Source organism: Salipiger sp. PrR007 (assembly GCF_010499845.1).
Taxonomy (GTDB): Bacteria; Pseudomonadota; Alphaproteobacteria; order Rhodobacterales; family Rhodobacteraceae; genus Salipiger; species Salipiger pacificus_A.
In genome coordinates, this window is record NZ_JAAGOZ010000022.1 from 20,426 (window position 1) to 45,151 (window position 24,726).

The 24,726-nt window shown below is 61.1% G+C and carries 22 protein-coding genes and 1 pseudogene; 8 read left to right on the top strand and 15 right to left on the bottom strand.

All coding sequences use genetic code 11. The features are described 5' to 3' along the window. Positions 1-2: 2 nt before the first annotated feature. Both G0Q01_RS10760 and G0Q01_RS10765 read right to left on the bottom strand, forming a co-directional pair. Entirely contained in the window at positions 3-3,155 is a 3,153-nt protein-coding gene (locus G0Q01_RS10760; protein WP_235940063.1) for a molybdopterin-dependent oxidoreductase, read from the bottom strand. Between the two features lie 20 nt (positions 3,156-3,175). Then, positions 3,176-3,388: a hypothetical protein gene (locus G0Q01_RS10765; protein ID WP_164197069.1), complete on the bottom strand. Its 213-nt coding sequence runs from the start codon at positions 3,386-3,388 to the stop codon at positions 3,176-3,178. 215 nt (positions 3,389-3,603) lie between these two features. On the opposite strand from G0Q01_RS10765, the gene G0Q01_RS10770 reads away from it, so the two are divergent. Further along, on the top strand, positions 3,604-4,224 hold the full coding sequence (locus G0Q01_RS10770; RefSeq protein ID WP_164197070.1) for a flavodoxin family protein: 621 nt from the start codon (positions 3,604-3,606) through the stop codon (positions 4,222-4,224). Between the two features lie 228 nt (positions 4,225-4,452). Here G0Q01_RS10770 and G0Q01_RS10775 read toward each other — a convergent pair whose 3' ends face one another. Both G0Q01_RS10775 and G0Q01_RS10780 read right to left on the bottom strand, forming a co-directional pair. After that, on the bottom strand, positions 4,453-4,695 hold the full coding sequence (locus G0Q01_RS10775; protein WP_164197071.1) for a hypothetical protein: 243 nt from the start codon (positions 4,693-4,695) through the stop codon (positions 4,453-4,455). Positions 4,696-4,963: 268 nt separating this feature from the next. Then, positions 4,964-6,019 carry a PAS domain-containing protein gene (locus tag G0Q01_RS10780; RefSeq protein ID WP_164213329.1) on the bottom strand — a complete coding sequence of 352 codons (1,056 nt, stop codon included), beginning with the start codon at positions 6,017-6,019 and terminating at the stop codon, positions 4,964-4,966. A gap of 197 nt (positions 6,020-6,216) precedes the next feature. On the opposite strand from G0Q01_RS10780, the gene G0Q01_RS10785 reads away from it, so the two are divergent. Next, positions 6,217-6,795, top strand: a complete 579-nt coding sequence (locus G0Q01_RS10785; RefSeq protein WP_164213330.1) for a response regulator — start codon at positions 6,217-6,219, stop codon at positions 6,793-6,795. A 40-nt stretch (positions 6,796-6,835) separates the two neighbouring features. Here the strand turns inward: G0Q01_RS10785 and G0Q01_RS10790 are convergent, their stop codons facing one another. From G0Q01_RS10790 to G0Q01_RS10800, 3 genes are all read right to left on the bottom strand, one after another. Then, positions 6,836-7,831 carry an aldo/keto reductase gene (locus G0Q01_RS10790; RefSeq protein WP_203594979.1) on the bottom strand — a complete coding sequence of 332 codons (996 nt, stop codon included), beginning with the start codon at positions 7,829-7,831 and terminating at the stop codon, positions 6,836-6,838. A 1,960-nt stretch (positions 7,832-9,791) separates the two neighbouring features. After that, entirely contained in the window at positions 9,792-11,222 is a 1,431-nt protein-coding gene (locus G0Q01_RS10795) for a trehalose-6-phosphate synthase (RefSeq protein WP_164213331.1), read from the bottom strand. A 187-nt stretch (positions 11,223-11,409) separates the two neighbouring features. Next, entirely contained in the window at positions 11,410-12,423 is a 1,014-nt protein-coding gene (locus G0Q01_RS10800; protein WP_164213332.1) for a PRC-barrel domain-containing protein, read from the bottom strand. Between the two features lie 643 nt (positions 12,424-13,066). Between G0Q01_RS10800 and G0Q01_RS10805 the strand changes: the two genes are divergently transcribed. Beyond that, complete coding sequence (locus tag G0Q01_RS10805) at positions 13,067-13,663, top strand: hypothetical protein (protein WP_164213333.1); 597 nt, start codon at positions 13,067-13,069, stop codon at positions 13,661-13,663. Here G0Q01_RS10805 and G0Q01_RS10810 read toward each other — a convergent pair. The 4 genes from G0Q01_RS10810 to G0Q01_RS10825 all read right to left on the bottom strand — a co-directional run bounded on the left by G0Q01_RS10810 (position 13,658) and on the right by G0Q01_RS10825 (position 17,153). After that, on the bottom strand, positions 13,658-13,924 hold the full coding sequence (locus G0Q01_RS10810; RefSeq protein ID WP_203594980.1) for a hypothetical protein: 267 nt from the start codon (positions 13,922-13,924) through the stop codon (positions 13,658-13,660). The genes G0Q01_RS10805 and G0Q01_RS10810 overlap by 6 nt on opposite strands. Before the next feature lie 61 nt (positions 13,925-13,985). Beyond that, positions 13,986-14,312, bottom strand: a complete 327-nt coding sequence (locus G0Q01_RS10815; RefSeq protein WP_164213334.1) for a BON domain-containing protein — start codon at positions 14,310-14,312, stop codon at positions 13,986-13,988. Between the two features lie 106 nt (positions 14,313-14,418). Beyond that, positions 14,419-14,916, bottom strand: coding sequence for a hypothetical protein (locus G0Q01_RS10820; RefSeq protein ID WP_164213335.1), 498 nt, complete (start codon positions 14,914-14,916; stop codon positions 14,419-14,421). A gap of 131 nt (positions 14,917-15,047) precedes the next feature. After that, positions 15,048-17,153 carry a catalase gene (locus G0Q01_RS10825; protein ID WP_164213336.1) on the bottom strand — a complete coding sequence of 702 codons (2,106 nt, stop codon included), beginning with the start codon at positions 17,151-17,153 and terminating at the stop codon, positions 15,048-15,050. 194 nt (positions 17,154-17,347) lie between these two features. On the opposite strand from G0Q01_RS10825, the gene G0Q01_RS10830 reads away from it, so the two are divergent. The 3 genes from G0Q01_RS10830 to G0Q01_RS10840 are packed head-to-tail and all read left to right on the top strand — an operon-like array spanning position 17,348 to position 19,606. Next, entirely contained in the window at positions 17,348-18,067 is a 720-nt protein-coding gene (locus G0Q01_RS10830; RefSeq protein WP_164213337.1) for a hypothetical protein, read from the top strand. Then, positions 18,067-18,462 (top strand): phage holin family protein, encoded by a 396-nt coding sequence (locus tag G0Q01_RS10835; protein ID WP_164190847.1) that lies wholly within the window; start codon positions 18,067-18,069, stop codon positions 18,460-18,462. The genes G0Q01_RS10830 and G0Q01_RS10835 overlap by 1 nt, the downstream gene beginning before the upstream one ends. Continuing rightward, positions 18,455-19,606 (top strand): DUF3618 domain-containing protein, encoded by a 1,152-nt coding sequence (locus G0Q01_RS10840; protein WP_164213338.1) that lies wholly within the window; start codon positions 18,455-18,457, stop codon positions 19,604-19,606. The genes G0Q01_RS10835 and G0Q01_RS10840 overlap by 8 nt, the downstream gene beginning before the upstream one ends. A 491-nt stretch (positions 19,607-20,097) precedes the next feature. On the opposite strand, the gene G0Q01_RS10845 is transcribed toward G0Q01_RS10840, so the two are convergent. The 4 genes and pseudogenes from G0Q01_RS10845 to G0Q01_RS27315 form a co-directional block, all read right to left on the bottom strand. Beyond that, a complete protein-coding gene (locus tag G0Q01_RS10845; RefSeq protein ID WP_164213339.1) occupies positions 20,098-20,991 on the bottom strand; it encodes an SDR family oxidoreductase in 894 nt (297 codons plus the stop codon). Between the two features lie 144 nt (positions 20,992-21,135). Further along, entirely contained in the window at positions 21,136-21,582 is a 447-nt protein-coding gene (locus G0Q01_RS10850) for a DUF421 domain-containing protein (RefSeq protein WP_164190850.1), read from the bottom strand. 8 nt (positions 21,583-21,590) lie between these two features. Beyond that, positions 21,591-22,088 carry a hypothetical protein gene (locus G0Q01_RS10855; protein ID WP_164213340.1) on the bottom strand — a complete coding sequence of 166 codons (498 nt, stop codon included), beginning with the start codon at positions 22,086-22,088 and terminating at the stop codon, positions 21,591-21,593. Between the two features lie 800 nt (positions 22,089-22,888). Further along, positions 22,889-22,972: pseudogene (locus G0Q01_RS27315) on the bottom strand (metal-sensing transcriptional repressor); the annotation flags it as partial. Between the two features lie 222 nt (positions 22,973-23,194). Here G0Q01_RS27315 and G0Q01_RS10865 point away from each other — a divergent pair. Together G0Q01_RS10865 and G0Q01_RS10870 are read left to right on the top strand one after the other, a co-directional pair. Then, positions 23,195-23,830: a cytochrome c gene (locus G0Q01_RS10865; RefSeq protein ID WP_164213341.1), complete on the top strand. Its 636-nt coding sequence runs from the start codon at positions 23,195-23,197 to the stop codon at positions 23,828-23,830. Further along, positions 23,806-24,663 (top strand): DUF305 domain-containing protein, encoded by an 858-nt coding sequence (locus tag G0Q01_RS10870; RefSeq protein WP_164213342.1) that lies wholly within the window; start codon positions 23,806-23,808, stop codon positions 24,661-24,663. Before G0Q01_RS10865 ends, G0Q01_RS10870 begins: the two co-directional genes overlap by 25 nt. Positions 24,664-24,726: the final 63 nt, after the last annotated feature.

The following is a 24,726-nucleotide window of genomic DNA, read 5'->3' on the forward strand; positions in this document are numbered from 1 at the left end:
CTTCAACCTTTCTCTATCCTGCAAAGTGTCGCCTTCGTCTCCTGCATCTGGGTGACGACGTCGTATCCGTAGGTCTGCACGGTGTTGGAGGCTTCGCCGATCACATAGGGGCGCGCCCCTTCGGGGTAGCGCTCGGAGATATCCTCGCCCATCCACATGCCCGCGAAATGGAACGGCACGAAGACCGTCCCCGGCCCGACACGAGAAGTCACCATCGACTGCACGCGTATGCGGCCCTCGGGCGTTGCGACCCAGACAGGTTCGCCGTCACCGATACCCGCCGCCGCGGCGTCCGCGGGATTGATCTCGGCGAACATCTGCTGCTGAAACTCCGCGAGCCACTTGTTCGACCTGGTCTCGTCGCCGCCCCCTTCGAACTCGACGAGGCGCCCTGAGGTGAGCGCAAGGGGAAAGTCTTTTGCGTAGTCGTGCTCTTGGATCGAGCGATAAAGCGATGGCAATCGCCACACTTTGCGGTCCTCGAAGGTCTGATACTTCGGAAGCAGATCGCGGCGCGGCGTGTAAAGCGGTTCGCGGTGCAACGGCACCTGATCCGGGAAATTCCACACGATCGCCCGGGCCTTGCCGTTGCCAAACGGTGCGAGGCCGTGTTCGATAGAAACCCGCTGGAGCCCACCGGAGAGGTCGGTCTTCCAGTTCACGCGGGCGATCTTCTCAGCCAACGGCTGATCATCCGGCGCCTCGTCTTGCGGGTTGGCTGCAAGATAGGCTTCGATGGCCGTGACCGCGTTGTCTGGGTAGCTTGGGAAGCGCGTACGCAAGTTGCCCCGCTCACCACCCTCGCCGTTCTGCCGCTCAGTCCCGTCCTGCCAGGATTCCTCTATGCTCGTACCCTCCCCCTCGCTTGAAGACGAGCGCACGGCGTCTTCCAGCGCCTGCATAGCGGTGGCAGCCTCTTCCTCGGTCATGCCGAACATCTCGTGACGAAACCGGTCCGTCGCGACAGCAACGATCATCAGCTTCTCGCGATCGCTCAATTCGTGCGCCCAACCAAGCGCCTCCAACATGTTGACGGTGACTTCCGGGTAGCCATCCTCGATGTCGGAGCCGACGGGGAAACTGTTTTCCGCCAGAAGGTTGGCACCCTCGTGTTCGACGCCCCAGCGGGCGCGGAAGGGCAAACCGCCCTCGGCCACGGGCTTCGACTGGTCATAGAGCAAGGGAGTGCCGGGGTGCGCCAATTGGGGCCGGCCCCACGACGGCCAAGGTAGACAGTAATAATCTCCTTCGACATTGCCCGACATTCCCTTCAGCGTCAGGCCATCGAACCGGGCCTGCTGGGCCATGTGCTGTTTCAGGCGCTCGGGGCTCTGGCCGGTGTAGCCGATCGTCCAGGTGCCCCGGTTCACTTCGCGCAGCAGGTCCTCTGGCGACGGCGCGCCATTCTCGACTGCAACGTGCTTGAACAACTCGTCCGCAAAGCCCAGGGCCCCCGCCAGCAGATACATGATTTCGTAGTCGCTTCGGGCCTCAAACATCGGGTCTATGACTTTCTCGCGCCACTGGATGGATCGGTTGGAGTTCGTCACTGACCCCGCCATTTCCATCGTGGTGCCGGAGGGAAGGAGGTAGATTCCGTCCGTTCGCTCGTTTTCGATAGCCGTTTGTGTGGGAAAGGGATCGACCACAACGCAAAGCTCTGCGGCCTCGAGAGCCGCCTTGCGGTCGGGGCCGCGAGTCTGGCTGTTTGAGGCGTGGCCCCAGAAAAACACGGCCTTGAGCGGTGCGGGCTGGTCGACACCCTCGGTGTCGAGAATGCCATCTGCCCACCGACTCACGGGAATGCCTGGTGCTTCCATCATCTCCTTCGAGGCGAAGCGCCCACGCAGCCAGTCATACTGCACATCCCACACCCGTGCCCAGTGACGCCAAGCCCCCTCGGTCAGGCCGTAGTAGGCCGGCAGCGTATCGGCAAGAACTCCTAGATCGGTCGCGCCCTGCACGTTGTCATGTCCACGGAAGATATTCGCTCCGCCACCCGACTTTCCGATATTGCCAAGGATCAACTGCAGGATCGAGGCCGCTCGGGTCTTGTTGTTGCCGATCGTCGACTGCGTCAGGCCCATGCACCAGATCAGCGTTCCGGGCCGGTTCTCGGCGAGAATGCGCGCTACCTTTTCCAGCTGTTCAGGTGGGATGCCGGAGACTTTTTCGACCTCGTCCGGGGTCCAGGTCATGATCTCCTCTAGGACGCGATCCATGCCGAAAACCCGGGTCTCGAGAAATTCACGGTCTTCCCAGCCGTTGCTGAGGATGATCCGCGCCAGCCCCCACAGGAACCCCACATCCGCCCCTGGCCGGATCCGCACGTACTCGTCCGCGTGCGCGGCGGTGCGTGTGAAACGGGGATCGACGACGATCAGCGGCGCGCCGTTCTCCTTTCCGCCCAATACATGGAGCATGGAAACCGGATGCGCCTCGGCGGGGTTACCACCGATGATGATGATCGATTTCGAATTGCGGATATCGTTGTACGTGTTGGTCATGGCGCCATACCCGTAGGTGTTCGCCACCCCCGCCACAGTGGTGGAGTGGCAGATCCGCGCCTGATGATCCACATTGTTGGTGCCCCAAAATGCGGCGAATTTGCGGAAAAGGTAAGCGGCCTCATTAGAAAACTTGGCTGAGCCGAGCCATTCGACGCTGTCGGGACCGTAGTTCTTGCGGATGTCCAGAAGCTTCCCGCCGATCTCCTCGATCGCCTGGTCCCAACTGATCCGCGTCCACTCTCCGGCAACCTTCTTCAGCGGATACTTGGTGCGCCGGTCACCGATCGCGATCTCTCGCGTCGATGCACCCTTGGCACAATGGGTGCCTTGGTTGATCGGACTTTCGAAGGCAGGTTCCTGACCGATCCATACCCCGTTTGACACTTCTGCCCAGATCGAGCAGCCCACTGAACAGAACGGGCAGACTGTCTTGTGGTAGCTGTAGTCCGCGCTAGCAGGCGGAGCGGTCTGCGCCTTTACTGTCCCGGCCGCCCCGGCAAATCCGGTCAGGCCAATCCCCGTGAGACCCGAGTTCCTGAGAAAGGTCCGTCGATCCAGACCGGAGGTCCCCCTTGGTGCCGACGCCATCGGGGCGAACGCGTCTCGCAATTCCCTCCTGCCGCCTATTGTTTTTCTGCGGAGCATATGCCTCTCCCTCGACCGTGCTACATGCGCGCCAGCGCGTAATAGGTGCGGATGTGATCGGTCTCCCCGAAGACGACGTCGCGCTTGGTTGCGGGACGTTGCTGCGTCGGCTCTGCCGTCTCTCCAGGCTGAGGGGCCGCAGCCAGTATCACGCTGCCGCCGAGGAATGCGCGGCGGCTCACCTTCCAGTCTCCTGCCCGGCCGTCGACGGAGTCTTCCCGTCGCTGCGTCATGACGCGTCTCCCATCTCACATCGAGCCCACAAGAACAGGCTTGGGCGGGGAATGTTCCTGATAAGCGCGGAATTTCCTGGCCGTGATGGTGTTGACCAAAGCGCTGCTGGAACATCGCGGCTCTGCCGCGGTTCATCTCACCGTGACCATCGCGGCCGCTCTCGCGATCCCGGGCTTGAAAGCCCATGTGCCCACCGAAACAGAAAGGCAGTCAAATGTCCGAAAATGTGAGCGCCTTTGCGATCACCTGCTCGCTCCGCCGCTCGGGAGAGGGAAAACCCGGCTCGACGGACCGTATGGTTGAAGACCTTTTCAAAGAGCTTCGCGATCTGGGGGTCAGCTGCGACAGTGCACATGCAGCGGATTTCAACATCATGCCGGGTGTGAGCTCGGACGAGGGCCCAGATGATGACTGGCCATGGTTGCGGGATAGGCTTTTGTCCGCAGATATCTTCGTGTTAGGTACGCCGGTTTGGCTCGGGCAACCTTCGAGTATTGCAAAGAGGGTGCTCGAGCGAATGGATGCCTTCCTTGGCGAGGCCGACGAGCTTGGTCGCATGCCAGCGCTCGGAAAGGTGGGCCTCGCCTGTGTCGTCGGCAACGAGGATGGCGCTCATGCCTGCCATGCGGCGCTGTTCCAAGCGCTGATCGATGTGGGATTCACCATACCGGGCAATGCCGGATGCTACTGGGTCGGAGAGGCGATGGGATCCGTCGACTATGCAGATCATCCGGCCCCGCCGGAGAAAATCGCACAGTCTCTGAAGCTTGCCGCAAGTAACGCGCAAAATCTGGCTCGATATTTCAGGAACTCTAACTTCACGGGCGTTGCCTGAGCGCCTTCGCGGGGGAATTGTCACGCCTCATGACCTCCGCGAGCAAACGCGGCTTCCACGCCAGTACGAGATTCCTAACCTACCTCGAGAGTAGTGCCCCAGCGCTTCTCTAATCGCCTTGGTCAACCTCTAATCCGTCCGCGTCTGGTCCTGCGTACCGCAGGCTGCATTGGCTATGCCCGACCCTGATCACGTATTGGATCAAGTCGTATTTCGGCCCTCACCGGATCATCCTTTGTCCGTTGACTTCCGATGTGGCCACCAGACCGGGCGGCATTCATGGTCTTCGAGCTTCCGTCCGATATAGCTTTCGATGCGTCTGCGCCGCCGCTCGAGCCCTTCCAAGTCAGGAGTTTGAGCCGCCAACCACCAGTGAGGTGCCGCCTCGGCGTCCTGCTCGGCGTGGGCCTTGCTCTGGGCCTTTGAGCTCGGCTTCTCTTCTTGGCCCTGACGGCCCTGCCCTTTGGACATGTCGTTTCCTCGCATTCCCCGGTCAGATCCGGGTGAGCAAGGAAACAGGCCAACCCTGAAATTGTTCCGGGTCAGAACAGACCGTGTATACGCTTTCCGGAAAGGGCCAGAAGATGATGAGAGCCTGCGCCCTTGGTGCCGCCCCGGAGCGCTGGGACATGGAAATTGTTGGGCCGACACGTCTGGGGCGCGGCCTTCGAAACCGCGGGGTCAGGCCCGCAGGCCACCAACGTTCCGCAGCACTCGCAAAGGGATCACCAAGCGGTCTTCACGCGCCCGAGGTTCTTTCTTCTGCCTGCCTTTCCTGACTTTCAGATCGCGGAATCTGATGAAACCTCAACTGGAAGCGCAGCCCTTCTGCCAGAAAATCGAAAGTTGCCTCGCCATCGAGCTGGTAGGCAACATAATCGCGGACAAAGCTGATGCCGAAACCGTCGACGACAGGCACCTCCGGCGCCGGACCCGCCCGCTCTCTCCAGCACAGGCAGACCCGCTCATCATGGTCCCGTCGCCAGCTTACCTCCACGGTGCCGTCATCCGCCGAGAGCGCCCCAAACTTCAAGGCGTTCGCCTGGAGTTCGTGTAATACAAGCGCAAGCACGGTGCACGTGTCCTGATCAAGCGCGATTGGATCGCCATGCAGCGCGAGCCTATCGGTGTCGAAAAGATGCGGCTCCAGCGCCTCCTGCACCAAATCGCGGATGTCGCACGCTCCTCTGTCCGTCAACAGGCGGTGCTGGACGCGGAGATAGGCCCGCAGTTGTGACAGGAAGGACAGGTGCGGGTCAGCGGCATCTGATCTCAGCAACGATTTTTCGGCAAGACCCTCGATTGCGGCGAACACATTTTTCATCCGGTGTGCGAGTTCCTGTATCAGCATAGCCTGTTCGCGCTGCTTGCGGTGCCTTTGCGTGATGTCTTCGACGATCAGCAGGATCATCTGAACATGGTCCAGACGTCGTCCCTGCATCCGTAGCACCCGAATTCCGCGTCCGGGGAATTCCCGCTCCGCCTCCCAAGGCCTGAGTGGCTGTCCCTCGGGAAGGACTTCGTGGAGCCGTTCGAGAAAATCCGGGCTATCCCACTGTCCCTCTCCGACGTCGGGAAGTCGTTTCCCGAGAACGTCTTGCTGCTGCAGATTGTAAGCCGTGGTGAAGGCGGGGTTGCAAGCCAGCACACCGAGCGCGCTATCGAGAACCATGAGTGGAAGCGGGATCGTCTCGACGATGTGCGCTGCGAGGGACCGCGGGTCGTCCCCTGCTACCTGTTTGGTGGCACCCGCCGACACCTGTCCTGGGTACGTCTTTTCCGTTTCACGCTTCATATTGTGCCCCCTTCCAAATCAGTGTGGCCCGCTGAAAATATACTTTCCGATTGGACATTCAGAGTTGTGGCGCGATCATGTGGGTGCGAGACTGCGAGTGTGACCAGTCGTACTGCGACGGTCCCTCGTCCTTCGATTACCATGGTCTCCGGCGCACGTGAGACCAACTTCTATTTTGAGGCCGAAGGAGCGATCTGATGTATGCATTGCCGCGCCATATTCTGGTACTTGAAGACGACTATTTTCAGGCAGAACGAATGGCGATTGCCATTTCCGAAAGAGGCGACAAGGTTGTCGGCCCCTTTTCTTCGAGTGCGCAGGCGATGCCACATATCCATCGCGCGGACGCGGCAATCCTGGACATCAGGCTCAAGGGCGATCTTTGTTTCAAAGTCGCGGATCGATGCAAGCAGATGCTCCAACCCTTTGTTTTCATCTCTGCGTTTGGAACTCGCGATGTTCCACTCCGTTTCGCCTTTGACACGTTCTTCACGAAGCCTTGCGAGGCCGATATCGTCCTCGACGATCTCTGCGAGCGGTGGGGTCCACAGCAGACCGTTCCCGTGGGATCCATAGAGGCCGTGCTGCCATTTCTTCTGGCGCGCGCCAAGAAGCTCATGCCCGACCAAGCCTCCTCAGAAAGGCTGGTAGAGGCCGCACTGAAGGCCGCCATCGCTGCCGTCGGCAGGGATGAACTTCCAGCGGACATTGTTCCCTGGCTCTTCGACCTGCTCGAGGATGAATTCCTCCTTCGGGGACGGGACCACCTGCTCTGATGGCCAACCCCGCGCATTACTCCCCTGCAAGTGCGCGACCTTAGGCATAGGAAAGTCCGCCCAACGCCGACCAACCCTCGTTCAGTTCGTCCAGCCGCTCCATGTCGTCTCCGGAGAGGAAGAAATCAAAGAGCGCGAAATTCTCCACGACATGGTCAGCACTGGAAGATTTCGGGATCGGCACGGTGCCGCGCTGAAGATTCCAGCGCAGCAGAACCTGCGCGGGGGACCTGTTCTTGGTGGCCGCGATATCCCGCAGCACTGGATCATTCAGGCGCTGGCCGCGGGTCAGTGGCGAATATGCCATGATCAGGATCCCCAGTGTCTGATGATGCGCCTGCAAGGCACTGCTGTGGCCGAAAGGGCTCCATTCGATCTGGTTCACGGCCGGGACTTCGCCCGTTGCCTCGATCAGCTTGTCGATCTGCGCCACAGAATAGTTGGAGACTCCGATGTCACGCACCAACCCCTCATCGCGTATGGCAGCCAGCCCTTCCCAGAGCCGCTCGCCGACGCCATTCGGCGGCGGTCGGTGGATTAGGGTAAGATCGGCATGATCGAGGCGCAGGACCTTCAAGTCGTTCTCGACAGCCTCCCGCGGATTGTCCGCTTCCTCTATCTTGGTCACGACATATACCTGATCCCGGCGCGCCGCCGCGCCGCGAAGCGCATCTCCGATCCCTGGCTGGCTGCCGTAATCCCGGGCGGTGTCTATCATCGCGTAATCTGCACGGAGCGCATCGTCCACGACCCGCGCCACATCCTCGCCCATGCCCCAGGTTCCAAGCCCGATAAGTGGCATCGTCCGGCCGGTGCGCAACTCCCGCCGCGCGGAGGGCGCAATCGTCGTCATCGTGCCAGAGCGGTCCTCGTCCCGCGCCTCCACGCGGCCCGGCTGCTTCATCGTGCCCTTCGCAGAGGCGTTGAGATCCAAGCGGTGATGGCCCGCCGGGTCAATCTGCTGGGCGCGCTGGTCGATGCCGCCCGACGCCGGATGACGATGCTCGCGGCTCTTGTCACTCGGGCGCGCGGTCATGCTGGCCACCCACCGCCCGCAGTGTTTCCGCCCCGCGAAACACAACACCGGGAACTTTCCGGAACATTTTCCGCAGGCTGATGTTCTTCCAGTTGCGTGTTCCAGCCTGGGCCGCGGAAAGGACGGTTTGCGATGCTTCGCCACCTTTTCCTGCAAATGCTCACGGGTATCGGGCTCGCCTCCCTGTTCATATGCTTCACCCTTTGGTTGACTTGTCTCGAGGCCGAGCCACTCATGCGAGAAGCTGCCCGCACGCCGGTCCAACTGGTGGCGATTTGGCTGGGTGAGACGATGCCATTTGCCCTCGGCTTCGTAGCGACGAGCCTCTGCCTCGGGCGCGCCCCGCCCCCCGGCGGCGGCACCAACAACACCCTCGCCACTGATAACTCGCGCTGGGGCACCCGATCCGGCGGCAGCTCGGGCGGAATATCAGGGCTCTCTTCCGGTGGCGTCTCGGGCTGCGGCAGGTCGTCGGGACCCGGCGGTTCGTACTCGGGACCGCCGGGCGGTTCGGGTACCTCGTCCGGCCGCGACGGCGGGATGTTGGGTGGCACCTTGCCGGGAGGGGCTGGCGGCGAGTCCGGTACTCCCGAGCGCAGGAGGCGATCGGCGGACGAAGGATGGTGCGTCGTGTTGAGGTTGTTCATGGGTTCCTCGAAAAGTTGCGGCTGTCTTGAAACAGGCATGACGCTCGTGTGTTCCCGGCGCGCACCGCCTAGGTGCCGGCGCGCCGGGGATTGTCCACTGATTTAGGGTGTTCAGGAGCGCCACCAAGCATTGGTCGGACGCGCAGCCTACCTAAACATAGATAGGGTATTTGGCTCGTACCCAACTCCAGCTTCGCTTTCTGAGCGAAGCCGCGCCTCGAGCAGATGGCAGAAGGTTGTCAGGCGGAACGTGAGCTGGCAGAGCCCGCTACAAACACCACGGACGCAGACGTAGCATAGAGTATTATGCCGGATGGCGTGTCGATCAAAAGGAATGTCATTTATGCGGTGGACGCGGGCCGTCAGATCTGCCGAGAAATGAAGAGGCTTATCCATCTCGCTGACATCGCCTTTGCGTTCAGCGACATTGGCGTCGTGTGGCACGGATCGGGCTTCAGGCTGGGCGTCTGTCGCAGTGGCTCCACATATTGTCTTGGCACCTGACTGTCATGCGATTCTTGAAGTAGTGAGCGACGCCGGTTCGGGGAAATGCCTGGCCGCAGACGGGACAAACCCTCGCCTGCCGTTTCGTTGGCTCCGGTGAGAAATCGGAAAAACCACCGGATTGGCTATACCGTCGCGTCCGATTGACATGCGGCCAGGTCTTGGAGACTAAACCCCGGAAAGGGCTATCGGTTCCGTGCGCGCGCGGCGTGGTTCAACCCAACTCACCTCACCTCCCCCGGCATGCTGTTTGAAGCCTTGTATCGGTCCTCCTGGTCGAAGCCCTTTTATGCAAGTGATGGGGGCAGGCGTGCTGCCGCATTTAATGTCACGACTCCGTAGAAATTGAGTGTGCCAAAGGGGACCGATGGACGCGCAGCAAGTTCAACGACAAATTCAACGGGGATGCGGCGACGCAGTTTACCAAAAGAGTCTACACGGTCAGGGAATTGCCCGAGCATATTCCGGTTTGTTCGTTCAATGACTACGATAGGTTCGCGAAGGCGTGATCAGGAAACGCTGGAGGAACACCGAGATCCGACACCAAAAATGTACCAGGCAGGGATGTCGGAGGGACGTGAAATCATACGACCGTTCCGGAAGATGCTCAGCAAGCCGAAACGCAAGCATGCACGGAACCGATTTCTTAGCCCCTCGATTTCGAGCGCCGACAGAAACTTACGAAAGTGAGCTTCTGAAATTCGGGGGATTACCCGTTAGCAGAGGCTTTGGAGAGCGCACGAGGCTATTCTGACCAACGTCACTGCCGAGCCAAGCTTCGCCTGATGGCCGATCCGGTCCGAGCCGCACTACCGGTGAACCTCCGCATCGGACTCAGCTTCTTCGGTACCGCTCGAATCCTTGCCCGGCGTCAAGAGTTTCTCTGTCAAAGAGAGAGGGCACTTGCCAAGCACCTTGAGAAAGGTCTTTGCCCATACGGAGGATTCTGTGTCTTCGACAACATCCATACATGCGCGGTGACGCGCAACGCGTTCAAGTTTCGGCATCGCGAGGGCCTGCCGGATTGCGGCGGCAATATCTTCGACGTCATAGGGATTTACCTGGAGAGCCTCGGTCATGTCTTCCGCCGCTCCGGCGAAGCGCGACAGGATGAGAACGCCGGGGTCCCCGGGGTCCTGAGCGGCGACAAACTCCTTGGCGACAAGATTCATTCCATCCGCGAGCGACGTAACGAGGCACGCTTGCGCCATGTTGTGCAGTCGTGCCAGAGATTTCCGCTCCACATTCCGGTGAATGTAGCGGATCGGAGTCCAGTCGATCTCTGCATAAGCCCCGTTGATATGTCCCGAAATCTCTTCAAGTTCGCGCGTGATATCTTGATAGGCTTGGACCTTCTCTCGCGAGGGTGGCGCAATCTGTAGAAAGCAGGGCCGCGTCCCCTCGGGCCGGGTCTCAAGATATCTTCCGAAAGCTCTGAAACGATTGAGAAGCCCCTTGGTATAGTCAAGCCGGTCGACGCCGATGATCAAAGCTTCCGGCTTTTCTTGCGCAAAGGGGCAATCCTCCTCCTCCAAAAGGCCGGCCCGAAACCCCTCGACATCGATGCCAATCGGAAAGCTCCTTATGCTCGTGATTCTATCCCGAAATCGCACGCAACCAGATGGAAGGAACTCGGCCCGAGGGTCAGCCCGATACATCTCGAGGCAGCGAGCGACATCACCTCGGGTCTGCAGCCCGAGGAGGTTATAATGCGATATCCACTCCGCGAAATCCTCCGGGTTTGCCAGCATCGAAAGATCGCCTAGCGCAGGAAAGGGAATGTGCAGAAAGAACCCGATCCGGTTCCTGACCCCTAGGCTGCGGAGTTCGTAAGCGAGCGGGAGCAGGTGATAGTCATGGACCCAGACCAGGTCATCCGGATCGGCGAGTTCTGCAATTCTGAGAGCAATCCTCCGATTGACCGCCCTATAAGCCTCTTCAAAACCTGGTTGATGGTCGACCAAATCGCCGCGCCGGTGGCAGAGCGGCCAGAGGACCGAATTTGAAAAGCCAAGATAGTAGTTCTTCAGATCCGTCTCGCTTAGTCTGAAGGCCAGCCGACGGTAGGGCTCGCTGCCGACCAGTTCCAGCGTTCCGTCGTCCGACCCCGTATCGGGATGCGCTCCAACCCACAGGCCTCCTGATCTCGCTAGGACATCGTGCAGTGCCACCACGAGCCCCCCGGAAGATGAATCTCCCATCGGGATCCGGTTTGACACCACGATCAGTTTTGACGGCATTTTTATTCTCCCTGGACCGGCATCAGCTCCGGCGGAGACACAAACAACCTCAGCGCCCTGATGTTCCTGTGCTCGCGCATGTGACGCCGCGTTTCGGCACGGCCCGGCAGGCGCGACCGATCCGCGGGCGCTCACTCCGGGCACCCGCGAAATGTCTGGTCTCCGCCAACCGTCGTGGTGGTCGGGCCTAGCCCTCGTAGGCGGGAAGCGCCTCCAGCTCATCCTCGGTCATCGGCACGTAAACCACGACCGACGAAGCGTCCTCGGAGCGCGCGATCTGCAGATCGGAGAGCTGGAGTTCCACCGGCTTTTCCCCGAGACCGAGAAAGCCGCCGACATCGACGATCACCGCGCGTACAGTCCCATCGTCATCAAGGATGATTTCCGACACCTCACCGATATCCTCGTCGTTGCTGCCGTAGACTGCGGCCCCGGTAAGGGTTTCCGCGGTGAGGTCTTCTTCCCCCGCGGCCACGTAGTCGCGGCGCGCCGTCGGCGTGCTGTCACCATCCATCGCGTCCGTCCCGCCGGTCTCCGCGGATGTCGGATTGCCCTCCGTCGTGGGGAGAGTCGCACCCGCTGCCCGGTCGGTGTTTTCCGCGGCGGGGTCGGTGCTCAGAGGCGTGCCGCCCGCCTGTTGGCCAGTCCCATTGGTGGGCTCCGGTGTATTGGTCGCCGCATTGCCGACCTGGTCCGCCGGGTTCATCTCCTTCATGTCGCCCGGCTCGTTTCGATCCTCCGACATGGCTTCGCGCTCGGCGCCGCTTGCGGCGTTCCAGCCTTCGAAGGCAGGGGCCTCTTCCAAGGCAGCCTGATCTGCATTCAGCAGCAGGAAGAAGTCCTCAGTTGCATCGGTCGCAGTGTCCGGCGCGAAGGTCAGCGAAGTCATGTCCACGGCGACGGGATGTTCCCCCATTCCGAGAAAGCCGCCAATGTCGAGCACGACCGCCTGCAGCTGACCTTCGCGCGACAAGACGATGTCGCCGACCTCGCCGATGTCGTCCCAGTTCTCCTGCACACCTTCGTAACCCTCCTGACTGGCAGGCTCGTCACTGCGGTAGACACGCATATCCATCAATTCGGTCGCGAGCACCGCGTCCTCACCCGTCTGGGTGAGGAACATCGCGCCCGAGTCCTGTGCCGCGACCGGCAGCGCCGCAAGCATTGCAGATCCCACCGTCATCAAGAACTTTCGTTTCATACCGTCATCTCCTCTCGTTTGTCGTCTTGGCGCAACAGCGCAGGACTTCTGAACAGCTCAGGAGCCAGACTGTTCCAGCCCGGAACTCTGCCGCTTTCCATCCGACGCGCCGACATCTGCATCCGCACGGCGTTCAAAGAGCGTCAGAAGGCGGAGGACGATTGGCACAGAGAGGCCAGGGTCAGCGCGAGCCACGGCTCGCCAACTCCAGCGGGAACCCCGTTCGAAGTGGCGAACCTGAAGTTGGCACCGGTGCTCCCACTTGACATCATCTTTCGCAAAGACAACCAGCCCGGGCGCGAGAAACTCGGTCTCGCTCGTGATAGCCCCGCGTGGATGCGCGCGGCATGCTCTCCCGAAACCAGTCAAAAAGTCAGGGTGCAGTAGTAGGTGATGGCGACCGCATGCCTCGCGCTCCCAGCCAGTAGTCATGCACCGCCGAGACTCAGCCAAGAAACCGACCAACGTCACCGGCGCGCGCTGCCGAAGTCCGACCGAAGGGCATCCGGAAAAGACGATCCGAACCTCTCTCCCCCGTCGGAGCGGACGGTGGTCATAGGAAAATTTTTCCGGGCGTCAGGAACAGAGCAGTGCGCGAGTTGTTCGCGGTCAATCACAATGGCTGGGCTGCGAAGAGGGCAACATGGGACGGCTGGAATTTCGGTTCTTTGCACAGAGACTTCCTGCGCTGCGGCAGAGGCTTCTCGGCCTTTACAACATCCGGGCCCAAGAGCGGCGGACGGACATCTACCTCCAGCACCGCTCGTGCCGACAGTCCTTCAAACTCCGCGGCGGGCAGAACCTCGAACTGAAGCTGCATCTCGGGCAAGCGGGAGGCTCTGAGCGCTGGCACCCCATAGGCTCGGTGCCACTTCCTGCTCGGGGTGTCGACCTCACCGGCACATTTTGCGGCGCGGACGAATTTCCGGTGCTCCAGGCGCATCAGGTCTACGCTTCCGAGGATATGATCGCGGCGTTTCGCGACCTCGGTCATGCGGCGATCACCATGCACAAGCTCCGCGTGCACCTGAGCGCACCGGGGGCCGAGATTGAGATCGCGCACGTCAACGGCGCTCCGGGTGGCCCGGCTGAGACAGTTTGCATTGAAGCCGAGTTGGCGGCTCCCATTGAGAGCCTCCGCCAGGTTCTGGGACTGGAGTCGCACCGGTGCGAAAGCTATCCTCACTGGCTTCTCAGGCAGTTGGCTGCGGCAACTGAAGAGCCGGTGCGCGGCTCATAGCTCGGGTGTTCCAGGGTTGAGTGGCTCTGGCTCCGCTTCGCGCTCCGGCGCCCCATCAGGTACAGCGACGTCACCGTCCTCTACCTCCTCTGCCGAGGGTGCAGTTGTGGTCGGCGCGTCCTCGTCGGGAGCCTCGGCGATCTCTTCGGCAACCCAGTAGAGGATGAGGCCGACGCCAAATACGACGACCAAAAGAAGTGCCAGCAGCGGCGGCCAGTGTCGGCGCGCCTCCTTGCGAGTGTCGGTATCGGGAGGTGACAATGTCGTTTCCTTTCCTTACGGGAACACGCCTCATGCGAGGCCGTCGACAATTTGGAAGATATCAAGTCTCGCTGGCAATTATCGCGTTCTGAACGCTCAGAACGCCCGGAACCGATTGCGCCAGAGCCGTCGCCAGCGTGCGCTGAAATTCGCGCTCTACGGTTCCTGTCAGGTGAACAACGCCGTCTTCGACTTGCACGCCGAGGCGCGCATGCTCTGCCAGCCGCCCGTCGGCTTCAAGCACAGAGCGAACCTGCACTGCGAGCGCCTTGTCGTCACTGCGCCCGACCGGCGGATAGACGGGTGGCTCCGGCAGAATGGGCTGACGAGGGCCGTGTTCCCCTTTGGGCCGGCTCGGTTCGGCAAGGTAGGACGACACCGTCTCCATTCCCTTCCCAGGGCCCAATCGCCTTTTCGCATTTCGATCATGACTACCTGCCATTGGCATTTCCTCATTCGACCTTGCCGTGTACGTTGCGCCCGCGCAGGGGGTGCTACTTGCCCTCTGCACTATTCCCCGCCCGTTCGGGTATCGCGTCGCTGGTGATGGCGGTGCCGTCCGGAGATACGAGCGCCCAGAAGCCGCCGTATCCGAAGATCCCCTGCCCTCTTGGCGTTTCGCCAGGCTCGTCCCGCTCGTATCGAAACAACGGTTGCTCCGCGTATCTCAAAACTCGGTTGCCTCGCCAGTTCACGGTATCCAGCAGCTCCAACATGACACCCTGATCGGCCTGCGGCGGCGCGTTCACGATCACCGGTGGCCATTCTGTCCTGCATCCGGGGCCGCAGGACTGCAGCGGCGCCAGATCGTCCCCACCCTCCGTGCGTGTCAGCATGACATAGAATGGACGCCCGTCCGCACCGACGAGGTAAGGCCCCTGCCCTTCTCCTGGGCTTATCGAGACGTCCGGGCCGGGCGCATCGGCCCCACCGGTGAGCGGGAACAGGCTCAGCGCCAGACCTAGCAAAAGAATACTGTGAGGACGTACCACGAGAGCCTCCATCTTCTTGCGGGGACCATCGGAACATCTCCAACTAAAGAATGTTCCCGCGGCTTTGGGTCCAAGATGCCGCAGGTTGGCGCGGCCCCCACTGTGGACGTGCAGAAAATGGGTCGAAGTGATTAGACCATACGGTTCCAGACCCGCAGGGAACCGCAGGATCTCACAAACTCGGCGGCGGACTGCAGGTCGTCGAGCGTCATGATACCCTCGGCATTGATATCCACGCCGGCCGCCTCGAAGAGCGGTGCCGCCTCGGTCGTCATCGCAATGAACTTGCAATGACCGAAAGCGTCCGCGACGAACTGCCTGCCCGGCAGCATGGTGCGAAGATCCTTCGCGCCGTCCTCGCCAGCCACGATCGCAACCGCGTCGTAGAGCACCGAGGGTCCGCCATCGATCTTCTGGTTGGCCTGCACCCTGTCGCCACCCGAAGTGATCACGCCGCCCACCTTCGGAGCGACGATCTCGATCATGCCGCCCTCTGCCTCGACCGCCTCCTTTAGCGCGTCCAAGAGACCGCGATCCATGCCGTCGGTCACGAGGATCCCGAGTTTGCGCCCTCGGAAACTCTTCGGCCCGTTCTTCAGAATGGATAGCTTGTCCGAGCCCCGAAGGTCCACAGGCGCGCGCGCAGGCGTAGCGGCCTCAGGCAACTCGTGCCCAAGTCCGTCGGCCACCATGCGCGCCAAGCCCTCGTCGACCAGCCGCAAGTGGGACAGGATACGGAGGCGAATGTTCTCGACCACGCACTTCGACAACTCGAAGGTGAGTGCATTTGCAATGTGCCGCTGCTCGACCGTCGTCTGACTGCGATAAAACTGCCGTGCCTGGCTGTAGTGGTCGGCAAAACTCTCGGGTCGAAGGCGGCGTTTTGCTCCGCCCAACTCTTCAGGATAGCTCGAGAACCCGCCCTTCGGATCCGGTCGCGGCCCGCCTTGCGCCCAGCTATTCGGCTCGTAATTGGCCCGGCCTGCCGGATTGTGCATTGCCATGTGCCCGTCCTGTTGAAAGTGATGGAAGGGACAGCGCGGCGCATTGATCGGGATGAGGGTGAAGTTCGGTCCGCCAAGGCGCTTCGTCTGCGTGTCGAGGTAGGAGAAATTGCGTCCCTGCAGCAGCGGGTCATTTGTGAAGTCGATGCCCGGAACGATATTCTGCGTGCAAAACGCCACTTGCTCGGTCTCGGCGAAGAAATTGTCCACCGTCCGGGTCAGCACCATGCGTCCGACGATGCGGATCGGGCAGTCCTCCTCCGGGATAAGCTTGGTTGCGTCCAGAACATCAAACTCGAACCGATCTGCAAAGGCTTCATCGAAGACCTGCACGCCCAGCTCCCACTCAGGAAAGTCGCCGTTCTGGATGGCGTCCCAGAGGTCTCGACGATGGAAATCGGGATCGGCGCCGTTGATCTTCACGGCCTCGTCCCAGACCACCGATTGCAGCCCCAGCTTCGGCTTCCAGTGAAACTTCACGAAATGGCTCTCGCCTTCCGCATTAATGAGACGGAACGTGTGCACGCCAAAACCTTCCATGAAGCGGAATGACCGCGGAATGGCGCGGTCGGACATGATCCACATGATCATGTGCATCGCCTCCGGCATCAGCGAGATGAAATCCCAGAAATTGTCATGTGCCGACTGCGCCTGCGGGAAGCCGCGATCTGGCTCGGGCTTCACCGAATGGATGAGGTCCGGGAACTTGATGGGGTCTTGGATGAAAAAGACCGGGATATTATTTCCCACGAGGTCCCAGTTTCCCTCGTCTGTATACATTTTCACCGCAAAGCCGCGCACGTCCCGCGCCAGGTCGAAGGACCCTTTGCTGCCAGCCACTGTAGAAAATCGGACAAAAACCGGCGTCTGCTTGCCGCTCTCTTGGAAGGGGCTCGCGCGGGTCAGGTTCGGAATGGCCTCGGTGCACTCGAAATAGCCATGTGCCCCGTAGCCACGGGCGTGTACCACCCTCTCGGGGATGCGCTCATGATCGAAATGGAAGATCTTTTCACGAAAATGGAAGTCCTCCATGAGCGCCGGCCCGCGCTCTCCCCCGCGCAGCGTGTTCTGGTCATCCGAGACAGGCGAGCCCTGCGCCGTAGTCATGCGCGGAGCGTCCGGGTTGCTCTGGTGCAGTTCTCCGCCGTTGCCCGCTTCGGCAGGGGGAGTGTCGCTTTCGGCAGTTTTCTGGGTCTGCGCGGTCGGGTGATAGAGAGTGCGATCGTCTGGCATGTGAGCTGTCCTTCTTCATCGAAAGGGCGGCGCCGGGCGTGTTTGCCTGAACCTGCCGCAGTTGCTGAACCCCGCTGGCGGCGCGCCCCGCTCTAACAGGGGCAAGCGCCTTGTGTTCCCGAGAATGTCAGGCGCCGCTGCGGGCACCTTTCACTGCTTCCACGAGCGCCTGCCGCGCCACCGTCAGGAACCTTTTGCAGGCATCGCTGTTTCAGGTCCGATTTTCCAAAGGCGAGGCGCGATTGCTGGAACACGAGAAACATGGCGCCACCCTTCAAGCGCACACAACGGAACTCGCTCTCATCCAGTTTCTGCTGCTCGGGTCAGAACAGGCCCGGAAGTCACTCATCCAACAGGAGGAAGGCATGACCCAACCGTCAGATAAGACCAATCCAGAGGTGTCGATCCAGGACGTCACAAGAGACATGGGAGACCGCCTGAAATCCAAGGCCCGCGAGACCGTTGACGAGGTCAGGGAGCACGCCGGTACCTTCGGGGAAACCCAGCGTGATCAGTTTGCCGAGGGCGTTTCCGAGGCATCCAGTGCGTTTCGCAAGGCGGCCGAAGACATGAACGGTGGTTCACCCCAGGAGCGCATCATATCGCAAATCGCAACCTCTCTCGCCGACGCGTCCGATGCGATTCGGGACCGTGATCTCTCGCAGATTGCCGGAGATCTGTCGGCCTTCGCGCGCCGCAACCCGCTCGCCTACCTCGGTGCGGCCGTGGGACTGGGCGTCGCAACAGCACGCTTTGCCAAGGCCAGCGGCCCGGTCGCTTCTACTGCTTCCAAGAGGCCCGTGAGGAGTGCGGGCGATGTCGGTGGCGCGGCCGGGAGCGACACCCCGACGACCGGCGTTGCGAGTGAGCGAGACGCCTTCTCCGCAACAGCCGCAGACCGGGAGGGACTGTGATGAAGACCAAGTACCCTACGGAAACCACCAACCTTATCACCACGATCATCTCACAGATGGCCACGCTCATGCGCAAGGAAGTTCAGCTCGCGCGCGCCGAGATGAGCGAAAACGCCCAAGGCGTCGCAAATGCGCTCGGCGTGATCGTGGCCGGCGTGGTTTTCAGCCTCGTCGGACTGAATGTCATTGCCGCAGCCATCGTCGCCGCCCTGTCGGCCGCCGGCCTGCACCCATTCTGGTCCGCGCTGATCGTGGGGGGCATCGCCCTCATCGCGGCTCTCATCATGATCAGGAGCGGTCTGAACAATCTGAAACTGACCAGCCTTGCACCAACGCGCACCTCCGAGAACGTCCGCCGCGATGTCTCGGCAATCCGGGAGACCACCAATGGCTGAGCCAAAGCGCCCCAGTGAAATCGAGCGTGAGATCGACCAAGAGCGTCAGGCGCTGAACGCCTCGATCTCCGAGTTGCAGAACCGGTTTTCGCCTGACGAAATCTTCGTACAGATCGGACGACACCTTCAGACCCATGGCAGGGACATGGGTCAGGCACTAAGCAAATCGGCGAAGCAGAACCCAATCGGCCTGACGCTCACCGCAGCGGGCATCGCGTTCCTGGCCTTCGGCCGCTCCTTTGACGAGGAGGAGGATAACCGCCTTGCTGGCGATCCGCTGAGCCGCCGCGTACGCCGCCGCCAAGACGTCCGTGAGGGCTTTGACCGCGACAATACCGACACGGAATGGTCCACGCCGCGGGCCGGCTACGGCGCGGGCCTATCGGCCCATTACCACGACGATCTGCACCGTGATGACGACGATAGCGAAGGATTTCGAACCCGGGTAGAGCGAGCGCAAGCTAGGCTTCAGGCCAGGTTCGAGCAAGAACGGGCGGGAGTCTCCGAGGGCTTCACTTCGGCACGCAGGACCGTGGGAGAGGCCCGCGACGCGCTTTCCGAGCGCGCAGACCGAGCCCAGTCCTTCCTACAGGAGGGGTACGACCGGATCGCCGCCGGGACCGAGCAAATGTCCGAAGCCGCTCGACGTCGGGTATTGGGTGCGCGCGAGCGCGCGCTGATCGCGCGGGAAAGGACAGCACGACAGGCAAATCGGGCTTCGGCGGAGGCGTTCGACCTCTACGACAAACACCCGCTGGTCGCCGGCGCACTAGCCATGGCGCTCGGTGCCGCCTTTGGGGGTGCCTTGCCCAGAAGCAGGGCTGAGGACTCCTTCGTCGGAGAGTATAGCGATGCGCTGTTTGCCGAGGCGGAGGAGATCTTCGCCGAGGAGCGCGACCGACTTGCGGCGGTGGCCGATGCGGCTCTGGATGAGGGTGCCGCAATCGCCCGGAACGTTCGGGCCGAGGCGGATGCTCGCACCCCGGGAGACAAGCCCGCGGAGCAGGCGCTGAGCGACGCAGCGAAGACTGCGGGGCGGCGCATGGAAGAGCGCATCCGTGACGAGGCGGATCGGCAATTTTCGGCAAGTGCCACGCATGCGGATCCCGCGCAGCCGAAGTCGCGGGGTCCGTCGAAGCCGTGACCGCTGTCGGGTCGGCTCCTCGCGACACGAGGGGTCGGTCGCAACGGGGCGCTGGCGAAACAACTAAAAGGGTCGGGCGGAGATCGCGTATGACGGCTCGCTCGCTCGCACAGCGCCCGCGGCACATCGGCAGGCCCCGGTCGAAAATTATCGCGTCGAGGTTCTGGTGGGAATTCGTCGAGGCGAGGATCAGCCTCATCGCCTCGGCTCCCCTACTACGGCGTCATCGCAATCTCCCCAGTCATCGCGGCAGGGATGACGATGAAGGCGCATCTTCTCTACTGGATATATCGCTTCGCAGATTCTGAGAGTCTTGCCCTTCTTCCGCCGCGGACCGCCGCGCCCCGGACGCTCCGAGGCCCACTGCAATGGAAAGATTGCCCTCACGGCGACCCCACCCAACGTTTCGTGGAAAATTTCAGTCAGGCTTGACCCGTCGCAGGAGTAGATCACCAGACGTCATGTGCATTGCCACTGAGGTAAGCGGGTGGTCAAGCGATGCCAGCTCCGCCAGTGATGCCATAGATTTCGCCCGTGATGTAACTTCCTTCCTGCGATGCGAGGAGGACATAAACCGGTGCGAGTTCGACCGGCTGTCCCGGCCGACCAAAGGCACTCCCGCCGCCGAAGTTCTCGACCTTCTCTTGGGAGGACCCGCCGCTCGGATTCAGGGGTGTCCAGATGGGACCTGGCGCAACGGAATTGATGCGAATTCCCTTCTTAATCAGTTCCGAGGCAAGCGCCTTCGTGAAGGCAACGATGCCCGCTTTGGTTGTGGCGTAATGCAAGATGGTGGTTGAGGGGTCATACGCTTGAACCGAAGACGTCGTAATGATCGAGGCGCCCGGCGGCATTAACTTGGCCGCCTCCTGCGTCGTCCAGAAAAGGGCGTAGAGGTTGGTCCGCATAGTCGTGTCGAAATCGGTGCTCGTGACGTCATCGAAGCACGAAAAGGATTTCTGATGTCCGGCGTTGACTACAAGAATGTCGAGCCCACCGAGCTCAAATGCCGCTCTTTTTGGCAGTTGCCGTGAATGGCTTTCGTCAGCCACGTCGCCGGGTATCGCAACAGCCTTGCGCCCCGCCTGTTCCACCAACGCAATGACTTCGTCGGCGTCCGGCTGCTCTTCGGGAAGATAGGAAATCGCCACATCCGCCCCTTCTCTTGCATAGGCGATTGCGACGGCCCGCCCGATCCCGGAGTCCCCGCCGGTGATCAGCGCCTTGCGGCCCTCGAGCTTTCCAGTGCCGACGTAGCTGTCTTTGCCATGGTCAGCCGCGGGGGTCAATCGTCGGGTGAGCCCTGGGGCCGGCTGGGGCTGTTTCGCGAAGGGCGGAGCGGGATGCTGCTTTCTTGGATCCTGCATTTGCAGACGGTCTGGCATGTGATCCTCCTGGATTGGCGTTGCGGTCAGCTACCCCCCAACAATCTCGAACGTCATATGTTCGCACAGAATCGACCCAGACCTCGACGGCGTTGGGAAGATTTTCAAGAGCCCAACCTGAACGTGTTTGGTGGCTCCGAAAATCTATCGCTCCTTGGGAATGATGCTGATCCCCCCGCTCGTTTCGAGCACGGCCGCCTCTATATCATCGAGAGTCTTTATCCCGTGTTGCAGGCGCGCCGCTTCCAGAATGTCCGCGACGCTGACGCGCGCTCGGCGCATCGCCTCACCGTCGATCCTGCCACCGCTGATCAGGACAGTCGGTGTTCCGTCGAGCCACTCGGCGAGGCTTGAAGAGCTGCGCTTGGCAAAGGAAAGGAGGACATCCACCAAGAACAGTGTCAAGATCAAGATGATGCTGTTCGAAATCGAGAAATCATCTCCCAGCAGGGCTTGTTGCGTTGTCTCGGCAATAATCAGCAGCAGTACGAAGTCAAAGGGAGTTGCTTGCGCGAGCGTTCGCCGCCCGGTGATGCGCATCGCTATGAGCAGAAACGCATAAACTGCGACGCCACGGATAACAGAATCCATCTAACCTCCTAAGGTAGAACGAGGATGCCTGCATTTTTACGCTCGTCACCAATCGCGAGCACAAATCTGATCCATCCGAAATGCATGGCTCGCATTTCAACCTTCACCGCGTGAGGCGCGTCGCCCGCAGCTTCGAACCTAAACCGCTCCCCATCCGTCACAAGTGTGCTGCTTACGGGCTCGGGCTGGATGCGCTCGATCTTGAAATGGTCCATAAATGCCTGATTTAGGGTAAACTCTGGCGTATCGGAGGCGGTATGGAATGTTAACTTTACCGCATCGGCCCCTTCCCATCGTGAAACCCGAGGCATCTCGACTTGTGCTTGCGTGAACTCGATAACCTGCTTCTGCAGAGGACCTCCGCTGCCCGTCAGGCCTAGAAGCGCTAAAGCGACCACCACTCCGAACACAAGCCAACCCAAGCGCTGCAACGACCACAAGCGAGACTGCAGGCGCCTCTTTTCGTCGATTTGTAGTCCGTCTGGTCTTATGGGAGGTATGCTCATGTCGCTCTCGCGAGCCTTCGACGGTTCCATCCCTAGCGCCCCTCAGGTTGCGAATTCCATCACGATGTGTCGGACTACCGTCGGTGACGATCCCAAGCTTGGGAGTTTCGACAACGGCAACATTGACCAGCGCCCAGACACGTCCAGCGCCGTGGCTCGAAGAATGCTCCGCTCGCTCGCAGACGCTCGCGGAGACTCACCTCCACGAAAGATGTGACCAATCACTTCGTACCAGACGGCCTACCGCCGTTTCGAAAATCACCGAGTTCTGGCGGCATCCGCCTTCCGGCCTCCGGCGCCACCAGCAGTAGGCAGTCCGGGCAGATGCATAGGGCCTGTATGTGGTTTCCTTTGGCCAGCGACTTAGCAATCTTCGTCTTTGTTAACCAACCCTGGCTCTCCCTCCTTCTCGCACATCGCCGTTGTGGGCTTATTGCCCCCAGGCGAAACCCGCTGCGCTTGATGGAGTCGCGGCTCACGCTCTACATAATCCTCGGTCTTTCGACCTTGACCATTGACATCTTGCCTGGTCCCCTCTGACCTCCCGCGCGACGAACTGTGACGCCCTCCTTCAGCGACAGGAGTAGAGCGCGTAGCCGGTTTCTTCGGTTCATGGTTCACGATGAGTTCCTCCCCAATACCAACATCACAAGGGCCGAGATGTTCCAGGCAAGCGCAATATTGTCAGCAAACTTTGACCTGCCCCCTGCCGGTCCCTCATTCATAACGAGAGTCTGCAGGTTGGATTTGGGTATTCCCCGCGTCTATCCGCACGATACCTGAAGAACCGGCCTTGCGACCTATGGAAGCGCGGAATGGACGGCGAGCACCTGGTTCAGGATGTCGATGCAATAGCGTCCCTGCACGATCATCCGCGCGACGGCGCGCGGTTGGCCCTAGGCGAGCGAACAACTGACGAGCTCCCTGCATGTGATATTTCGCTCATCAAAACCCCGTTTCGCGCCGCATGAACCATCCTCTGACCTGAAAAGATTCCGGGAACAACGGTGGCGACCTCCTGTTTAGGGAGCGTACGCGCAAAGGAGTACCTTGGGCGATCGTGCACTAATTTCGCGTCGTCGCAGCGGTCAACAGGGAGGTCATTCATGCAAAAGCACCCATTGGCCATTGGGATCATCTGCGGGATCATCGCGACAGTCCTTGTGGCTGTCGCCACTTTACTCACCATCGCTTACACCGGTGCCTACAACGTGGCGGCATCCGACCAGCACGCAGACGCGGTCCGATGGACGCTCGACACGGCGGTGCACCGCTCCGTCGAGCGGCGCTCTGAGAACATCGAACTTCCGGAGACCTTCACTGACGAACTCGTCGCCGAGGGCGCGGGTCACTACGCCAAGACCTGCGTCTATTGCCACGGCGCGCCGGGGCAGGATCCGACAGATTGGTCTCGAGCCATGCGGCCCGAGCCGCCGCATCTGACGGAAGCGGCCGCCGAGTGGAGCGCCGAGGAGATCTACTGGATCGTCGACAAGGGCATCAAGATGAGCGGGATGCCTGCCTTCGGCACCCATCACGGTCCAGAAGAGATTGCTGGACTGACCGCATTCGTTTCTCAACTGCCGGGGCTATCACCCGAGAAGTATCGCGCTCTGACTGGCGCGGTGGCCGAGGACGCAGTCACCCCCCGGGTGAGGCAACGCGCGGCATCGGGACGGAGCCCGCCGCGTCAGCCAACTAGGGAGCAAGAGAACCTATGTCTTATATCCGTTTCGGATTGATGATCCTCACCTCCACGGTGGTGATGTTCATCCTGATGTACCTGAACACCTACGCTTGGGAGCACGTCTTTTTCTCCGAGACGCGAACCTACATGGCGATCACGATGGGCGCGACGATGGCGGTCATCATGCTGGCCTACATGCTCGGCATGTATTCAAACAAGACCCTCAACATCGCGATCTTCGCAGGCGCCGTGATCGTCTTCGCCTTGAGCCTGTGGCTGGTACGCAGTCAAGTGACAGTGTCGGGCCCGAGCTACATGCGGGCGATGATCCCGCACCACTCGATCGCCGTGATGACGTCGGAGCGGGCGCAGATCCGCGATCCGCGCGTCCGGAAGCTCGCCGACGAAATCATCGGCGCACAGCGGCGCGAGATCGCCGAAATGCGCTACCTGATCGCCGAGGTCTCGGAGGGCAACGTCGCCGAGACAATCTACCAGGACCCGCCGGCCGAGGTCGGAACGATCGACGATGCCATCGGTCGCGCCCTGATTTCCACCCTCGATGCGTCGCCATTGCCGGAGGCTGAGGCAGAGCAAATTCTAGAGCCGGGGCCCCGCTGCGTCTTCAACCGCAGCCCCGAGACCGATCCGATCCTGTGGGCATCGAAAGGCGGACGGGCGGCCATGAAGCTCAACGGCGTACTCGTGCCCCTCGAGACGGACGCTGAGACCGACCACAGTCTCGAGTTCACGGCGCGGGGCGTCGCTATGACCGTCCGGCCGCTAGGAGATGAGGCCGACTGGCGCTCGGACGCCGAACTCATCTTTGAACTCGATCAGGGTCTGACGGTCGGCTATCGCGGCTTCTATGAATGCCAGACCGACTGAGAAACGACCTTCCGGCACATCGCTGGGTTCGACACCGTTTCGTCTAGGAGTACGGCGAGGCTC

Excerpts from the sequence above, each read along its gene's own strand:
- G0Q01_RS10760 (WP_235940063.1), bottom strand. The coding sequence starts at position 3,155 with ATGCTCCGCAGAAAAACAATAGGCGGCAGGAGGGAATTGCGAGACGCG.
- G0Q01_RS10765 (WP_164197069.1), bottom strand. The coding sequence starts at position 3,388 with ATGACGCAGCGACGGGAAGACTCCGTCGACGGCCGGGCAGGAGACTGG.
- G0Q01_RS10770 (WP_164197070.1), top strand. The coding sequence starts at position 3,604 with ATGTCCGAAAATGTGAGCGCCTTTGCGATCACCTGCTCGCTCCGCCGC.
- G0Q01_RS10775 (WP_164197071.1), bottom strand. The coding sequence starts at position 4,695 with ATGTCCAAAGGGCAGGGCCGTCAGGGCCAAGAAGAGAAGCCGAGCTCA.
- G0Q01_RS10780 (WP_164213329.1), bottom strand. The coding sequence starts at position 6,019 with ATGAAGCGTGAAACGGAAAAGACGTACCCAGGACAGGTGTCGGCGGGT.
- G0Q01_RS10785 (WP_164213330.1), top strand. The coding sequence starts at position 6,217 with ATGTATGCATTGCCGCGCCATATTCTGGTACTTGAAGACGACTATTTT.
- G0Q01_RS10790 (WP_203594979.1), bottom strand. The coding sequence starts at position 7,831 with ATGACCGCGCGCCCGAGTGACAAGAGCCGCGAGCATCGTCATCCGGCG.
- G0Q01_RS10795 (WP_164213331.1), bottom strand. The coding sequence starts at position 11,222 with ATGCCGTCAAAACTGATCGTGGTGTCAAACCGGATCCCGATGGGAGAT.
- G0Q01_RS10800 (WP_164213332.1), bottom strand. The coding sequence starts at position 12,423 with ATGAAACGAAAGTTCTTGATGACGGTGGGATCTGCAATGCTTGCGGCG.
- G0Q01_RS10805 (WP_164213333.1), top strand. The coding sequence starts at position 13,067 with ATGGGACGGCTGGAATTTCGGTTCTTTGCACAGAGACTTCCTGCGCTG.
- G0Q01_RS10815 (WP_164213334.1), bottom strand. The coding sequence starts at position 14,312 with ATGGAGACGGTGTCGTCCTACCTTGCCGAACCGAGCCGGCCCAAAGGG.
- G0Q01_RS10825 (WP_164213336.1), bottom strand. The coding sequence starts at position 17,153 with ATGCCAGACGATCGCACTCTCTATCACCCGACCGCGCAGACCCAGAAA.
- G0Q01_RS10835 (WP_164190847.1), top strand. The coding sequence starts at position 18,067 with ATGAAGACCAAGTACCCTACGGAAACCACCAACCTTATCACCACGATC.
- G0Q01_RS10840 (WP_164213338.1), top strand. The coding sequence starts at position 18,455 with ATGGCTGAGCCAAAGCGCCCCAGTGAAATCGAGCGTGAGATCGACCAA.
- G0Q01_RS10845 (WP_164213339.1), bottom strand. The coding sequence starts at position 20,991 with ATGCCAGACCGTCTGCAAATGCAGGATCCAAGAAAGCAGCATCCCGCT.
- G0Q01_RS10850 (WP_164190850.1), bottom strand. The coding sequence starts at position 21,582 with ATGGATTCTGTTATCCGTGGCGTCGCAGTTTATGCGTTTCTGCTCATA.
- G0Q01_RS10855 (WP_164213340.1), bottom strand. The coding sequence starts at position 22,088 with ATGAGCATACCTCCCATAAGACCAGACGGACTACAAATCGACGAAAAG.
- G0Q01_RS10865 (WP_164213341.1), top strand. The coding sequence starts at position 23,195 with ATGCAAAAGCACCCATTGGCCATTGGGATCATCTGCGGGATCATCGCG.
- G0Q01_RS10870 (WP_164213342.1), top strand. The coding sequence starts at position 23,806 with ATGTCTTATATCCGTTTCGGATTGATGATCCTCACCTCCACGGTGGTG.